This is a genomic window from Microbulbifer taiwanensis, assembly GCF_014904815.1.
GTDB lineage: Bacteria > Pseudomonadota > Gammaproteobacteria > Pseudomonadales > Cellvibrionaceae > Microbulbifer > Microbulbifer taiwanensis.
The window spans coordinates 97,711-113,251 of record NZ_JACZFR010000001.1; the positions used below are offsets into that span (position 1 = coordinate 97,711).

12 protein-coding genes are annotated in these 15,541 nt (G+C 59.9%); 5 read left to right on the forward strand and 7 right to left on the reverse strand.

Going from position 1 to position 15,541, the window contains the following annotated elements; all coding sequences use genetic code 11:
• Positions 1 to 85: 85 nt before the first annotated feature.
• The 3 genes from pepN to IG627_RS00425 form a co-directional block, all read right to left on the reverse strand.
• The gene (pepN, locus tag IG627_RS00415) at positions 86 to 2,761 is read right to left on the reverse strand and encodes an aminopeptidase N (RefSeq protein ID WP_193189165.1); all 2,676 of its coding nucleotides are present in this window, start codon (positions 2,759 to 2,761) and stop codon (positions 86 to 88) included.
• A 262-nt stretch (positions 2,762 to 3,023) separates the two neighbouring features.
• Positions 3,024 to 3,587 (reverse strand): phosphoribosyltransferase, encoded by a 564-nt coding sequence (locus tag IG627_RS00420; RefSeq protein WP_193189166.1) that lies wholly within the window; start codon positions 3,585 to 3,587, stop codon positions 3,024 to 3,026.
• Between the two features lie 507 nt (positions 3,588 to 4,094).
• Positions 4,095 to 4,304 (reverse strand): cold-shock protein, encoded by a 210-nt coding sequence (locus tag IG627_RS00425; protein ID WP_193189167.1) that lies wholly within the window; start codon positions 4,302 to 4,304, stop codon positions 4,095 to 4,097.
• A 439-nt stretch (positions 4,305 to 4,743) separates the two neighbouring features.
• Here IG627_RS00425 and IG627_RS00430 point away from each other — a divergent pair, with 439 nt between their 5' ends.
• From IG627_RS00430 to IG627_RS00440, 3 genes are all read left to right on the forward strand, one after another.
• A complete protein-coding gene (locus IG627_RS00430) occupies positions 4,744 to 5,433 on the forward strand; it encodes a glutathione S-transferase (RefSeq protein WP_193189168.1) in 690 nt (229 codons plus the stop codon).
• A gap of 137 nt (positions 5,434 to 5,570) precedes the next feature.
• Positions 5,571 to 5,948, forward strand: a complete 378-nt coding sequence (locus IG627_RS00435) for a lysozyme inhibitor LprI family protein (protein ID WP_193189169.1) — start codon at positions 5,571 to 5,573, stop codon at positions 5,946 to 5,948.
• A gap of 248 nt (positions 5,949 to 6,196) precedes the next feature.
• Positions 6,197 to 6,613, forward strand: coding sequence for a VOC family protein (locus tag IG627_RS00440; protein ID WP_193189170.1), 417 nt, complete (start codon positions 6,197 to 6,199; stop codon positions 6,611 to 6,613).
• 151 nt (positions 6,614 to 6,764) lie between these two features.
• Here IG627_RS00440 and katG read toward each other — a convergent pair whose 3' ends face one another.
• On the reverse strand, positions 6,765 to 8,978 hold the full coding sequence (katG, locus tag IG627_RS00445; protein WP_193189171.1) for a catalase/peroxidase HPI: 2,214 nt from the start codon (positions 8,976 to 8,978) through the stop codon (positions 6,765 to 6,767).
• 452 nt (positions 8,979 to 9,430) lie between these two features.
• On the opposite strand from katG, the gene IG627_RS00450 reads away from it, so the two are divergent.
• Positions 9,431 to 11,173: an ABC transporter transmembrane domain-containing protein gene (locus IG627_RS00450; protein WP_226864568.1), complete on the forward strand. Its 1,743-nt coding sequence runs from the start codon at positions 9,431 to 9,433 to the stop codon at positions 11,171 to 11,173.
• Here the strand turns inward: IG627_RS00450 and IG627_RS00455 are convergent.
• Positions 11,170 to 11,568, reverse strand: coding sequence for a nuclear transport factor 2 family protein (locus IG627_RS00455; RefSeq protein WP_193189173.1), 399 nt, complete (start codon positions 11,566 to 11,568; stop codon positions 11,170 to 11,172). The genes IG627_RS00450 and IG627_RS00455 overlap by 4 nt on opposite strands.
• 28 nt (positions 11,569 to 11,596) lie before the next feature.
• Positions 11,597 to 11,905, reverse strand: coding sequence for a VF530 family protein (locus IG627_RS00460; RefSeq protein ID WP_455429751.1), 309 nt, complete (start codon positions 11,903 to 11,905; stop codon positions 11,597 to 11,599).
• A 403-nt stretch (positions 11,906 to 12,308) separates the two neighbouring features.
• On the opposite strand from IG627_RS00460, the gene IG627_RS00465 reads away from it, so the two are divergent.
• Positions 12,309 to 13,529 carry an NPP1 family protein gene (locus tag IG627_RS00465; protein ID WP_193189174.1) on the forward strand — a complete coding sequence of 407 codons (1,221 nt, stop codon included), beginning with the start codon at positions 12,309 to 12,311 and terminating at the stop codon, positions 13,527 to 13,529.
• Between the two features lie 203 nt (positions 13,530 to 13,732).
• Here the strand turns inward: IG627_RS00465 and IG627_RS00470 are convergent, their stop codons facing one another.
• Positions 13,733 to 15,340, reverse strand: coding sequence for an ABC-F family ATPase (locus IG627_RS00470; RefSeq protein WP_193189175.1), 1,608 nt, complete (start codon positions 15,338 to 15,340; stop codon positions 13,733 to 13,735).
• Positions 15,341 to 15,541 lie beyond the last annotated feature (201 nt).

Here is a 15,541-nt window from a genome sequence, read left to right on the forward strand (position 1 = left end):
CGTCATGCCGGATTTGATCCGGTACCGGGATCCAGGGTTCAGTGGCACTGGATCCCGGGTCAAGCCCGGGATGACGATATGGGGTTCAGCCCTTGTTACTGCCGTTCAGCAGCGCAGCCATATTCAGGCAGCGCTGGTTTTCAAAGCGGCGGTTCTTCAGGGCCTTCTCCAGCAGCGGATTCAGCGGCTTGCCGCTGTCGAGGATTTCGCTCAGCTGCTGCACACCCCTGTCGCTGCAATTCAGCGGGAAGAGTTTCGCATAGGTGCCGACGTATTCCGGTGCGTCGCTGGTGTTCACTTCGTCCATGGCAGAGATGATGCGTTCCATATTGGCTTCATAGAGTTCGCCCTGTTCGGTCGGGAATAGGGAGAAGGCCGCGTATTTCAGCTGGCTCAGCTTGAAGTCGTCTCGGTGCTGCAGGATGTTCTCCAGCCACTTGGTCTTGCTCTCGGCCAGCGGGCGCACGGCTTCCGCGGCGATGGCGTTGAGCTGGGAGCGATCGGAGTTGTCCGCGGCCAGCTCGCGCTCTATGGCCTGCTCGTAGTCGCCGAACAGGTGCTGGTTCTGCAGTGCGATCAGGTCCCAGCGCATATCCGGGTCCAGGGTCAGGCCGTCGATATTCCGCTCACCCTGCAGCAGCAGCCTGGCATCGGCCAGGGCAGTTTCCGAGTGGGCCACGTCGGTAAAAGTCGAGAACCAGGTTTTCTGCGCATCGCTGCCGGCTTGCGCCTGCTGCAGCTGCTCCCAGACAAAATTTTCAATCGCCAGTTGCAGTTCATCGCGCTTGGCCGGGTCGATCGCAACCTGGTTCAGGTAGCTATAGGCGTATCCCAGGTGGTGGGAGACCAGGCGCACCACATTGATATCGCGCTCGCTACCGGCGTTGGAGAGGGCAAAGCTCACATATTCGTCCAGTGGCAGCTTGGCATCGTAGACGCTGTCGTACAGGCTCTGCCACAGCATCAGGCGAGTGAAGGGTTTTTCGATATCGTTGATGTGCCTGGACATATTCTCAACGGATACCGGATCCAGGTTCACCTTGGCGAAGGCCCAGTCGCCCTCGTTGGGATAGACGATCTGCGGGCAGGGCTGGCCGACGGCCTCGGCGATTTTGGTTTTCCCGCCTTGATACAGCACCGGGATGGCCTTGCTCAGCACCATGCTGCCGTTTTCCATGTTGTAGAAACCGATCTGGGTGCGCTGCTCGCGCAGGGTCGGGTAATCCTCCGGCGCCGACTGGGTCAGGGTCAGGCTGGTGACCTCGCCCTTGTCACACTGGAAGCTGGCGGCGATGGTGTTCAGGCCCGCCTGGTAGAGCCACTGCTGCTGCCACTGGTCCAGGTCCTTGCCGGCGGCCGCACCCAGGTGACCCATAAAGTCGTCCAGGGTGGAGTTCTTGTAGGACAGATCCTTCAGGTAATTACTCACGCCCTTGCGGAACTCCTCCTTGCCCAGGTAATAGGGCAGCTGCTTCAGGATGGAACCGCCCTTGCCGTAGGTGATGCCGTCGAAGTTGGCGAAGGCCTCGTCGGTATTCTTGACCGGCAGCTGTATCGCGTGGGTCGTGGGCTGCAGGTCCGAGTGGTAGGCCCACTGCTTGGTGCCCAGGTAGAAGTTCTCCCAGGTGTTGGTGAACTCGCTGTTCTCCGCCAGGGACAGGTTGGCCATATAGGTGGCGAAGCTCTCGTTCAGCCACAGGTCGTCCCACCAGTTCATGGTCACCAGGTCGCCGAACCACATGTGTGCCATCTCGTGGGCGATCACATTGGCCAGGCGCATGCGCTGCGCCTGGGTCTTCTCGCCGCGGGAAACATAGGCTTCATTGAAGGTAACGGCGGCCACATTTTCCATGGCGCCGGCGTTGAAGTCCGGCACTATAACCTGGTCGTACTTCACGAAGGGGTAATCGATCTCGAAGTAGGGCTGGAAGAACTCGAAGGATTGTTTGGTAAAGGTGAACCAGTCATCCGGCTTCACATACTGCGCCAGACTCTGGCGCGCCATCAGGCGCAGTGGAATGCCATCGGCATCGTCTTCCCATACATGGAAGGGGCCGGCGTGCAGCGAGAAAATATAAGAGGAGAACTTGGCCGATTGCGGGAAATACCAGTGCTTCAGCGCTCCGTTTTTCTCAACTTTTTTCTCGCGTACCGAGCTGACGATGATCCAGTCTTTGGGTGCGACTACATCGAGGGTGTAGTGCGCCTTCAGGTTCGGCTGGTCGAAGTGCGGGAAGAGGCGGTTGGCATCGTAGGGCTCAAAGTCGGTGTACATATAGACTTTGCCGTCTTCCGGGTCCTCGAAGCGGTGCAGGCCGGAACCGTCGCTGGAATAGGGGTGTTGGTAGTTCACCGCAATCGCATGCGCGTCTCCCGTAAGCTGCTCCGGGGCGATAGTGATGAAGTGCCCGTTGTATTCAAACGGCACTGCCTTTCCGTCCACACTGACGGAATCCACACTGCCGCCGGCGAAGTCGATGGTCAGCGGCTGCTTGAGCGCGCCGTTGAATTTCGTATCGGCGATCACCTGGCCGGAAAAGCTTTCGCCGCTCTTGTCGAGGGTGATCGACAGCTGGTAATCCACAGTGGCTATCTGCCGCTTGCGCAGCTTGGCGTAGGTCTCCGATTGCCCGGGCGCATCGGCGCGGATCACGGCCGCCGCGGAGGACTCGATGGCTGGCTGGTTGCTGGATTCCTGGCCACAGGCGGCGAGGATGGCGCTGCACAGCAGCGTCGCGGCGAATTTTCCGGTTCTGATCATGGTTACCCCGCAGGATTGCTAATGAGCCCGGCTATGGCCGGGACGAATTGTTGGAAAAGCAGCCGACCCTTATAACATGATGAAAGAGGTGCTGAATGGCGCTTAATCGCACGTAGGGGGCGGATTATCGCTGGCTAGTGAATTCTGTTGGTTATTTGTCGAGGATATTGCCTTGCAGTCGGGATGAGGGGGAAGTAAGTGGGGTGTGGTAGCGGTGTACAGCTCGGGGACAACTGTGAGTCGTCCCCGATGGATTGGGCGATCAGTTCGCCGTGGCGATTCGGTCCAGGTATGGAGTCAGCTCCGGCTTGTGCTCCAGGATTTCCTCCCGCGACAGGCCGTCGATCTCGTGCGGGAATACCAGCCACTTGTCCGACTTGTGGACGTAGTAATTCGGCTCGCGCCCTGTCTGGTTGCTCGCCGGTTTGAAGTAGGGCGTGGCGACGCGGATTTCCGGGGTGTTTTTCTTGCACGCCTTGTGCAGGTCTTTGATGGTCTGGTCGATGCTCAGGCCCGAGTCGTGCACGTCGTCGACGATCAGCAGGTTATCGTGGGATTCCAGGCGCTTGATCAGGTAGGTGAGGCCGTGCACGCGCACACTCTTGTCGCGCTGGCCGATACCGGTATAGGACGAGGTGCGGATGGCGATATGGTCCGCATCGACGCCCATCACGTGCAGCAGCTCCTGTACCGCAATGCCCACGGGCGCTCCGCCGCGCCAGACGCCGACGATGTAATTGGGGCGAAAGCCGCTCTGGAAGACTCTTTCCGCAAGCGCGTAGGAATCCGTCAGTAGCTGCTGTGCGCTGATAAAGTGCTTTTTCACGATTCTGACCCTTGGAAGAAAACAAATCTGGCAGCAATAACTGGCAGTGAAAAGTAGCGCCGCCCACCAATCCCCTCTCCGGGAGACCGGGCCATGACGACTGTCGGGGCCGGCGTTGAATGTGGGGCGGTGAACAGAGAGGTCCCGCCTTGGCGGCAACCGCTGGTACCGGGCCGCGGCAGATGCCGTGAGTGCCACCTGTTCAAAAAATGAGCGCGAAATTTACCGGAATCGCGGCCTGTTTTCCAATTTATTTCATTTCGGTGACTGGGCATTTGCCGGGACGGCTAGAATATTTTTACCGGATAACCGATCGCATTGAGGATAATTTGCTCGTGAGGTCGGGGAGGCTTGCGCGCAGCGGCATACCGGACGGGTGTGAGCGGAAATCTTTACCGGGTGACCGCGCGGGTCGGGAGAAGCCGGCGCTGAATGGCGGCTTCTGGGCGAAATGCCAGGCAAAAAAAAGCAGGCTCTGAAAGCCTGCTTTTCTATAGCGTAGAAGTGTTACACAACTACGATATTTTCAGCCTGCGGGCCTTTTTTACCTTGAGTCACGGTGAACTCAACGGTTTGGCCTTCCGCCAGGGTCTTGAAGCCCGAGCTCTCGATTGCACTGAAGTGGGCGAAAACGTCGGGGCCGGACGGCTGCTGAATAAAACCAAAACCTTTAGCTTCGTCGAACCACTTTACGGTTCCTTTCACTGTATTAGACATGTTAATAAATCCTGAAACTTGAAAATAAAAGCGCCTTCAAAAGGCTGGGTGTTGCTCGAAAATTCTGACTGAAACTTAAAAACTGCAGGACGAGGTGTTACAAGTAATACAGCGAAATGTAGATTGTATATAAAAGACAGTCTTTCTAGCTGGTGGCGACTCTATAGGAAAAGTGAAGGGTTGTCCACAAATTGTTCGATTTGATTTGCTGCGTGGCATCAGGGGCCCACCATGGCCCTATGGGACCGGGACGGGACTGGTTCCGGCGCTCTAGTCGCTCAGAAGAGGGCTCGCCGCAAGTAGATCCCCGTTGAGTCTGACCGGATACGCCGGCTCTGCAGCTCCGCCCACTGCTACTGCGGTCTTCTGCTAACCTGCTAGATAGTCAATTCCGCGAGCGCTTAGCGCCGAATCACTGCCCTATTTCCCGAGGGAGCCTATGTTGGAGTACAAACTCTATTACTGGGACCTGCCTTTCCGGGGTAACTTCATCCAGCTATTCCTGGAAGAGGTCGGGGCCGGCTACAAGCGGTGCGATGCCACCGATATCTACCCGGGACGCAGCCTGAGTATCAGGAACCCCGGCATGGCGCCGCCCTATCTCTATGAGTGCAAGAGCAAGACCTATTTCGCGCAGATGCCGGCCATCCTGATGCACCTGGGCAGGGAGTACGATTACCTGCCCAAAAGAGCCGAACCCCATACGCTGGCCCTGAAGGTGATTCTGGATTGCAACGATGTGTTGATGGAAATCACCAACTACAACGGCATGGTGATGTGGGAGAAAAGCAACTGGGAAGAGTTCCGCTATTCCCGGCTGCCGGACTGGATGGCGATCTTTGAGAAAACCGGGCTGGAGCACGGCCTCAACGGCGACAGGGGCTTCCTGCTCGGCTCTACCATCTCCGTGGCCGATATCGCCACGGCCGCACTCTTCGGCACAATGATCCATGCATTCCCGGCACTGGAGAGCGATCTTCAGGAAAATGCGCCCTGCATCGCCAGTCTCTGCCGGCGAGTCGAGGCGCGACCGGCCATCCAGCGCTTTCTCGCGGAGCAGAGGGCGGCGCTCGGCAATGGCTATTGCGGCGGCCAGATCGAGGCGTCGCTGCGAAAGATGCTCGGATAGAAAGGCTGTTCCAGCGCTGCCGGGCGGCAGGCCGCTACCCTAAAATCCGCCATGTGCGCCAGCGATATGGGGTACTCCCGCGATTCGCCTGGCGATGGCAACACCGGATACCGCCCGTTGGGCGGCAGGGGAAACTTATGAAGCGACTGCTGTTGATAGCGCTGGCTGTGTCAGCTTCCGCCCTGGCGGATGACCGGGGAAGTAGTTGGCAGGAGGGTTGCCGACCGGACGAGCAAACGCAGCTGGAACTCAATCAGTGTGCGCAGCGTTACTACCAGAGCCGCGACGCGGAACTGAACAAGGTGTACAAAACCACCATGCAGTCACTGCCGGCGGAGCAGCAGAAGCGCCTGCGCGAACAGCAGCGGGCCTGGCTGAAATCCCGCGACCCCGATTGCCGCGCGCAGGTCGAGGCCGAGGCGGCGGGGGGATCCATCCTGCCGATGCTCTACTCCCTGTGTCTCGCCGAGGCGACGGCGCGCCGGACACAGCAATTGCGGGACTGGCACCCCTAGCGGGCCATGCGGAAAGTTGAGTGACAGTTCGCGTCGCCAAAGCGCCCAGCTCTGCGTTGAGAAAGCCTGATCTGAGCACTTTGGCTGTGCTCCTTTGCTACGAACTTCCCGCGTGAAAGAACAGTTGGGGTAATGGTCGGGCTTTGGTAAATTCTTATTGTTACTGCACCATCATTGAGGATGAGTATTGCGTCAAGCGCTCAATATGCCCTTGATTATTTCAAGAATTAAGAATTGCTGGAGGCGGCATGAAGTCTAATTGTCTACATCTTGCGATCCCCGCCGGGGATCTGGAAAAGGCCAAAATCTTTTACTGCGAAGTGCTGGGCTGTAGGACGGGTAACAGTGAGGAGGGGCGCTGGGTCGATATCGACTTCTGGGGCAATGAACTGACCCTGCACCAGAGCGAGGAGCAGCTGCCCAATGTACGTCACGAAGTCGATATGGGCGCGGTGGCTGTGCCGCACTTCGGAATTCACCTGCCCGACGACGAATTCCAGGCATTGAAGGGGCGCATCGAAGCCGCTGGCCTGGAGTATCTGGACAAGCCCTACCGCCGCTTTGTCGGCGACGAGTATGAGCAGGAAACCTTCTTTATCAAGGATCCCAACGGCAATGTGCTGGAGATGAAGTCGATGGTGAATCCGGAGCTGATGTTTCGCTAAGCGCTTTTAATAGCCGTGCTCCGCATTCGCCGAATCCGGTTGCATCCTGCCTTCAATTCCGCTGCATAACTTAGTTGGAAAAAGAGGGGGTGGCCCTTGGCCACCCCCTCTTTTTACCGCGTAGTAAAACCTGTTGCAGGTTTTTCCTGTATCAGGATTTTTCCAGATCGAAGCGATCCAGGGTCATCACCTTGGTCCAGGCATCGACAAAGTCCTGCACAAACTTCTTCTCGTTGCCTTCGCTGGCATAGACTTCCGCCACCGCGCGCAGTTCGGAGTTGGAACCGAAGATCAGGTCCACCGGGGTGGCGGTCCATTTCTGCTTACCGGTCTCGCGGTCGTAGCCGCTGTAGAGGCCGCTTTCCTTCGCCGACTTCGACCAGCGCGTGGACATGTCGAGCAGGTTCACGAAGAAATCGTTGCTCAGTGTGCCCGGGCGATCGGTGAATACGCCGTGTTTGACATCGTCGTGGTTGGCGCCCAGGGCGCGCATGCCGCCGACCAGAACGGTCATTTCCGGAACACTCAGCGTCAGCAGGTTGGCGCGGTCGATCAGCATATCCACCGGCGTATAGTGTGCCTCGCTGCTGTAGTAGTTGCGGAAGCCATCCGCCTTGCGCTCCAGGAATGCGAAGGATTGGGTATCCGTCTGCGCCTGGGTGGCGTCGTTGCGGCCCGGTTTGAAAGGTACCCGGATATCGTGGCCGGCCTGTTTGGCCGCATGTTCGATTGCCGCGGCGCCGCCGAGCACGATCAGGTCAGCCAGGGAAACCTGCTTGTTGCCGGAGGCCTTGCGGTTGAAGTCCTTCTGAATGCGCTCCAGGCGATTGAGTACCTTGTTCAGCTCCGTCGGGTCGTTCACGGCCCACTGGTTCTGTGGTGCCAGGCGCAGGCGCGCGCCGTTGGCGCCGCCGCGCATATCGGTGCCGCGGAAGCTGGAGGCGGAAGCCCAGGCGGTGCGGATCAGTTCCGGCACCGTCAGGCCGCTGTCGAGCAGCTTCGCTTTCAGTGCCTCGATATCGCGCGCATCGATCAGGGTGTAATTCACCGCGGGGATCGGATCCTGCCAGATCAGCACTTCCTCCGGCACCTCGCTGCCCAGGTAGCGCGCGCGCGGGCCCAGGTCGCGGTGGGTGAGTTTGAACCAAGCCTTGGCAAAGGCGCGCTGGAACTCCGCCGGATTCTTCTGGAAGCGCTCGGAGATTCTGCGGTACTCCGGGTCGAAGCGCAGGGACAGGTCGGTGGTGAACATCATCGGCGCGTGGCGCTTGTTGGGGATATGGGCATCCGGCACAAACTTCGCCTGCTCGGCGTTCTCCGGCTCCCACTGGGTGTGGCCCGCCGGGCTCTTGGTTTTCTTCCACTCGAAGCCGAACAGGTTATCCAGGAACTGTGAACTCCAGGCGATGGGGTTGACCGACCAGGCGCCTTCCAAACCGCTGGTCACCGTGTCTTCCGCATTGCCCTTGCCGCATTTGTTCTTCCAGCCGAGACCCTGCTGTTCCACTGGCGCACCGCTGGGGTCCGCTGCCACGCAGTCGCCCTTGTGGGCACCGTGGGCCTTGCCGAAGGTGTGGCCGCCAGCGATCAGCGCCACCGTCTCTTCATCGTTCATGGCCATGCGACCGAAAGTATCGCGAATACGCTCGGCGGCCAGTTTCGGATCCGGATTGCCGTTGGGGCCCTCCGGGTTCACATAGATCAGGCCCATGTGGTCGGCGGCCAGCGGTTTCTCCAGCTTGTCGCCCTTGAAGCGCTTGTCGTTGCCCAGCCACTCGCGCTCCGAGCCCCAGTAAACCACGTCCGCTTCCCACTCGTCTTCGCGGCCGCCGGCGAAACCGAAGGTCTCGAAGCCCATGGATTCCAGCGATACATTGCCGGCCAGTACCATCAGGTCGGCCCAGGAAATCCGGTTGCCGTACTTCTGTTTTACCGGCCACAGCAGGCGGCGCGCCTTGTCCAGGTTGACGTTGTCGGGCCAGCTGTTGAGCGGTTCAAAACGCTGCTGACCGCCACCGGCGCCGCCGCGACCGTCATACACGCGGTAGGTGCCGGCGCTGTGCCAGGCCATGCGGATAAAGAAGGGACCGTAGTGACCGTAGTCCGCCGGCCACCAGTCCTGGGAGGTGGTCAGGACCTGCTCTATGTCTTTCTTTACCGCATCCAGGCTGAGACTCTGGAAGGCTTCCGCGTAGTCAAAATCCTCGCCCATCGGGTTGGATTTTTCCGCGTGCAGGCGCAGGGGCTGCAGGTCGAGTTTATTGGGCCACCAGTCCTGGTTGGACATGGGCACATCGCCGGCACTGGCGTGGCCGGCGATGGCAACGGCGAGTGCCGCTGCCAGGGGCAGGCTTTTCTTGAGCATGGTTTTTCCTTATTGATTGCTTTCGTCGATCAGGTTTGGAGATCCTATAAAGCTGCGCAATCTGAAGGAAATAAGGTGTGATTATCGATTTAATAGCGGGGGGCAATACTGCGCGATTGGAAAATAAAATAATGATGATAGGTGGAGGCTATTGTTTTCTGAGAACGATATTTTGGGTGGTTTTTGTATCAGGTTTTTCTGGTGCAGTCCCCGATCGAGCGATCGTGGCAGAAAAAATACGGAGATTTCCCCACGTTTCTTTAACAGGGGCGACTGCCACGAATTCGGCCTAGTGCAGTAGGTGAGCGCGAAATCCGCATCTCTAGCCCATATACTGACTGACCCTCTCTCACTGTCAGTAGAAATTCATGCCAGAAACCACCCAGGCCAGCGCCAGTGCACCAGTGGCGGATCGCCCAGCCAGTAATGCCCCCGGTTTGAGTGCGCGCGAAATGATGGCGGCGCTGTGGCAGTTTGTGCGCCCCTACCGCACAGTACTGGTCGGCGCTGCCGTGGCCCTGGTGTTTACCGCCGCCATCACCCTCTCCATCGGCCAGGGTGTGCGGCTGCTGGTAGACGAGGGCCTGACCGGTGACTCCAGCCGAGCCCTGGCCCAGGCTGTGCTGGTGCTGCTGGCACTGGCGGGATTGATGGCGCTGGGTACCTATGTGCGCTTCTATCTGGTGTCCTGGCTCGGGGAGCGCGTGGTGGCGGATCTGCGCAAGGCGGTGTTCGATCATATCGTGACCCTGCACCCGAGTTATTTCGAGACCAATCGCAGCGGCGAGATCATGTCCCGCCTCACCACCGATACCACCCTGCTGCAGAATATTATCGGCTCTTCTTTCTCCATGGCGCTGCGCAGTGCGCTGATGTTTGTTGGCGCGCTGATACTGCTGCTGTTCACCAATCTCAAACTGAGCCTGATAGTACTGGTGGGTGTGCCGCTGGTGCTGCTGCCGATCCTGCTCTACGGCCGCCGGGTCAGGAAACTGTCCAAGGCCAGCCAGGATTCGATTGCCGATGTGGGCAGCTATGCCGGTGAGATTATCCAGCATATCAAGACCGTACAGAGCTATACCCGCGAGAGCGACGAGAAGCGGGCCTTCGCCCGCGAGGTGGAAATCGCGTTTAACGTAGCCAGGCGCCGCGTGCGCCAGCGTGCGCTGCTGATCGCGGTGGTGATACTGCTGATGTTTGCGGCCGTGGGCGCCCTGCTGTGGGTGGGCGGCAACGACATGATCGCCGGGCGCATGAGCAGCGGCGACCTGGCCGCCTTCGTGTTCTACGCCATCATGATGGGCTCCGCCGTGGCGACCATTTCCGAAGTCTACGGTGAGCTGCAGCGCGCCACCGGTGCCACCGAGCGGCTGATGGACCTGTTGCGGGTTGAGTCGGAGATTCCGGTCGGCAGCGGCGCCACCGGATCGGCCGTGCCCGCAAGCGCAGCGGCGGGCCAGGTCGCCTTCGAGGTGGTGGCATTCAGCTACCCGTCGCGGCCCGATCACCCCGCAATACGCGACCTGGACCTGATCGTAGAAGCCGGCAGGAGCCTGGCCCTGGTCGGCCCCTCGGGCGCAGGCAAATCCACACTGCTGGAACTGCTGCAGCGGTTTTACGACCCCCTGCGCGGGCGTATCACCCTCGACGGTGTCGATATCCGCACGATGGATACCGGAACCCTGCGCCGGCAGATGGCCGTGGTGCCGCAGCAACCGGCGCTGTTTACCGCCGATGTCTGGTACAACATCCGCTACGGCAAGCCCGATGCGAGCGACGAGGAAGTCATCGCCGCGGCCAGGGCCGCCCACGCCCACGACTTTATCCAGCAGCTGCCGGACGGTTACGACAGCCACCTGGGCGAACAGGGCACGCGCCTCTCCGGCGGGCAGAAACAGCGCCTCGCCATCGCCCGCGCCATTCTCAAGGATCCGAAAATACTGCTGCTGGACGAGGCCACCAGTGCCCTGGATGCGGAGAGCGAATACCACGTGCAGCAGGCGCTGCAGACACTGATGAAAGGTCGCACCACCATCATCATCGCCCACCGGCTGGCGACGATTCTGCATGCGGACAGCATTGCAGTACTGGACCAGGGGCGGCTGGTGGCGCAAGGCAGGCACGCGGAACTTGTTGAAATCTCACCGCTGTACAAGCGGCTGGCGGAGCTGCAATTCCAGGAGGCCGGTGCTTAGCACCCGCTATCAAACTCAGAGCGCACCGGCGCCGTATCGTAAATGATGGTGACGCTCGTGAATCGGCTGCAGTCCCCGTTGAGGGAAAATACATCCACGCCTTCGATGGTGGAGGGCGGCTTGCCCAGTACGCTACGGGTGTAACTCATATGGATAGCCGCGTGACGGGGATCGGATGCGCCGATAAAAATGGTCTTCAGCGCCATGGACCTGTCGCTGGTGATATCCATAACATGGCGATAGAAATCCCGCGCCGGCTGTGCACCGGAAATCGGTGATGTGGCGCTGGCGTCTTCGGTAAAGAGCGCCAGCAGTGCCGCGAGATCACCGCTTTCCATCGCCTGCAGATAGCGCCGGCAGAGCGACTCTATCCTGACTTTCACATCATCTTTCATCGGCGTTCACCCGGCCCATCAAATCGGATCAGCGTTGGCCCCAGGGATTTTGCTGTTTAAAAGTCGCTATATACAGCGCCTCCACCTTGCTGCGCGCCCAGGGCGTCTTGCGCAGAAACTTGAGGCTGGACTTCACGGACGGATTGCTCTTGAAGCAGTTGATATCGATGCGTTCCGCCAGCCCGTCCCAGCCGTAGTGGGCCTCCAGCTCTTCGACAATGGTGGCCAGGGTAATACCGTGGAGTGGGTTGTTGGGTTGGGAATCGGACATCTGGTCTGCCTGGCTGGTCGGCGCCTGGCCGACATGATCATTGGTGTGGCGGGATTGTACGGGCACACCCGTCCGTGGATCTATAGTCGCTTTCTATCCCGACGCTCTGTCGCGGCTTTCTATGATAACTCTAGGTCAAATCTGTCACCGCAGTTCGCACCGCAGAGTTCGTCGCGGCTGCCACTAGCCCCGGTTGCCACTCGCTCAGGTTTAAAGCTCGGCGGTAAAAGCGTGGCGCAACAATCACTCTCGATTGATCAATTTCCGCAATAGCCGCTTAAACAAAGCTGTTTGATTAAGCCGAAAAAATAATTAAACAGCGAGCGTGACCGTCACAAACATCGTTTAATGTGGCCCTGTGGTAAAAGCGGATTCGACGATCTGCGTGGCTCCGAAAAGCATCGCGTCGGATTTTCTTCCGCGCTGGTTTTTCAGAAAACAGTAATAACGATAAATCACGGGAACAATCATGCTGCTAAAACCCCTCATCCAGCTGGCGGGCCGGCTGACGGCAATCCTCGCGGCCGCGACGCTTTTCACCTGCCAGGCACAGGCGAGCGATTTCTACCATCTCGACCAGGCGGTGGATAACAATCGGGTGCTCGAGATAGCGCCCATTTTCGACTTCGACGGCGACGGCTGCTTCCCCGCCGCCGGTATCAGTCGCGACGGCGAACAGAACGCGGGCCTGGATACCACCGGCAGCCTGGGCGGAGACTGCCGCACGGCGGACTTCCTGAATTACTCCAACACATTGCACCGCTCGCAGTGCACCAACAAGGACGGCTCGGAATACTGCGGCCACTTTTACGCGCTCTACTTCGAGAAGGACCAGGTGATCGCCGGCTGGGACCCGTTCGGCCACCGGCACGACTGGGAACAGGCGGCGGTGTGGACGAAAGACGGCGCCATCACCCACGGCAGCGTCAGCGCCCACGGGGATATGGAAACCCGTGCACTGGCCGACATTCCCCACACAGGTACCCATATCCGCGTGGTCTATCACAAGGACGGCGCCTCGACCCACGCCATGCGCTTTGCCAGCTCGACGGAGGCCGCGGAAAACCCCTATGCCGATTTCGTCACGCCGCCGATCACCAGCTGGTACCGGATTTACGGCGACAGCAAGACCAATGCCGAGATGCGCGCGCTGCTGAACGCCTTTGACTATGGCTCCGGGACCATTCCGCTGAAAGACAGCAACTTTATCGGCAACCTGAACCGCTTCAAGCCCGCCAGCTATCCGGAGTTTTTTGACGGCGAAGACTGTGAGTATTCCAGCTGGTTTTCCGAGGAGGGCAGTGCCGGCGCCTACTGCGCGAACGATCGCGTGGTGGTGGGTATTCAGTGTTCCGGCAGCTACTGCGACAACAAGCGCCTGAAATGCTGCAACCTGCCCGGCGCAATGCCGCAGGGCCAGCGCTGGGAGGCCGGGCACTGGATCTCGGAGGAGTCGCCCAACAGCTGGGCCAGCGACGCTGCCGTGGTGGTGGGGGCCCAATGCAGCGGCCGCTACTGCGACAACCTGAAGCTACTGCTGCGCAATCACAGCGCCGCCCCCGGCAGTTGGAGCGCTTCCTTCTCCGAGGAGCAGGGGCTGGGCCAGTGCAGCAGGGGCAGCTATGTGGCCGGTATCAGTTGCAGCGGTCGCTACTGCGACAACCTGAGTCTCTACTGCCAGCAACAATAGCGGCAAATCGCACCCTTGCCCCCAGCCTGTGCGCGGATCAGGCCGCAATGGCACTAAGTTAAGGGAAAAGCCCCTGTGGGAGCCTGCCCTGCAGGCGAAACCGACACTGCCGATAGCACCATCCCAATCGCCTGCAGGGCAGGCTCCCACAGCACAAGTACCTACAAACTGGCTGCAGAAATCCTTAACTTAGTCCACTCGGATCAGGCCGCGCGGGCTTCCGCCCTGGCCTTGTCTGCCAGGTATTCGTCGTAAGTACCCTGGAAATCGATCAGCTGGCGGTCCTTGATCTCCAGTACCCGGGTGGCCAGTGAGGACACAAACTGGCGGTCGTGGCTGACGAAGATCAGGGTGCCTTCGTACTGGGCCAGGGCCTTGTTCAGCGCCTCGATGGATTCCATATCCAGGTGGTTGGTGGGCTCGTCCATGATCAGCACATTGGTGTCCATCATCATCAGCTTGCCGAACAGCAGGCGGTTCTTCTCGCCACCGGAACACACCCGCGCCTTCTTGTTGGCGTCGTCGGCGGTAAACAGCAGGCGGCCGAGCATGCCGCGCACGGCCAGGTCGTCGTGCTTGGGCTGGCGCCACTGGGACATCCACTCGAAGATGGTGAGGTCGTTGTCGAAATCCGCACTGGCGTCCTGGGGGCAGTAGCCGATGGCGGCATTCTCCGACCATTTCACCACACCGCTGTCGGCCTGCAGCTGATCCACCAGGCAGCGCAGCAGGGTGGTCTTGCCCACGCCGTTCTCGCCGATCACCGCCAGGCGCGCGCCGGCTTCCAGAATCATCTCGCCGCCGGCAAACAGCGGCTCGCCGTCGAAGCCGTGGGCCAGGTCCTCCAGTGTGAGCGCCTGCCGGTGCAGCTTCTTGCACTGCTGGAAGGTGATATAGGGCCGCACCCGGCTGGACGGCTTGATCTCCGCCAGCTTGATCTTCTCCATCTTCTTGGCCCGCGAACTGGCCTGCTTGGCCTTGGAGGCGTTGGCGGAGAAGCGGTTGACGAACGACTGCAGCTCTTCCAGCTCCGCCGTCTTCTTGGCGTTCTCCGCGTGCAGCTGATCCTGGATCAGCGTCGAGGCGGCGACGAAATCGTCGTAGTTGCCGGGGAAGATGCGCAGCTCGCCGTAATCGATATCCGCCATATGGGTGCACACCTGGTTGAGGAAGTGGCGGTCGTGGGAAATGATGATCATGGTGCTGCGGCGCTGGTTCAGCACCTCCGCCAGCCAGTGGATGGTGTGGATATCCAGGTTGTTGGTGGGCTCGTCCAGCAGCAGTATGTCCGGGTCCGCAAACAGCGCCTGCGCCAGCAGCACCCGCAGCTTCCAGCCCGGCGCCACCTGTTTCATCAGGCCGAAGTGCAGGGATTCCTCGATCCCCGCCTCCAGCAGAATCTCGCCGGCGCGGCTCTCGGCGCTGTAGCCGTCCAGCTCCGCGAACTGCACCTCCAGCTCCGCCACGCGCATGCCATCCTCCTCGCTCATCTCCGCCTGCGCGTAGATGCGGTCGCGCTCCTGCTTGATCGCCCACAGGCGCGTATCGCCCATGATCACCGCGTCCACGACACTGTACTCCTCGAACGCGAACTGGTCCTGGCTCAGGATACCCAGGGTGCAGCCCGGCTCCATGGACACATTGCCCGCGCTCGGCGCCAGCGCGCCGCTGAGGATCTTCATAAAGGTGGACTTGCCGCAGCCATTGGCCCCGATCAGGCCGTAGCGGTTGCCGTTGCCGAACTTGGCGGAGATGTTCTCAAACAGCGGCTGGGCACCGAACTGCATGGTGATATTGGCGGTGGTGATCAAGAGTCTATTCCCGGGGCTTGCAGGTGGGCGGTATTAAAGCGGTCCGCCAGCGCGCAGGCGCACGGCGGGCCGCGCACTATAAAAGCCCGGGGGCGGTGTGTCGAGAGAAATGTATAAAAATTGCACAGCTGAAAGCCTGGACCTGTTGAATTGACACCCCCGAAGAGCTTGCGGAAAGGCCGTGATGGGACAACGCCTCTG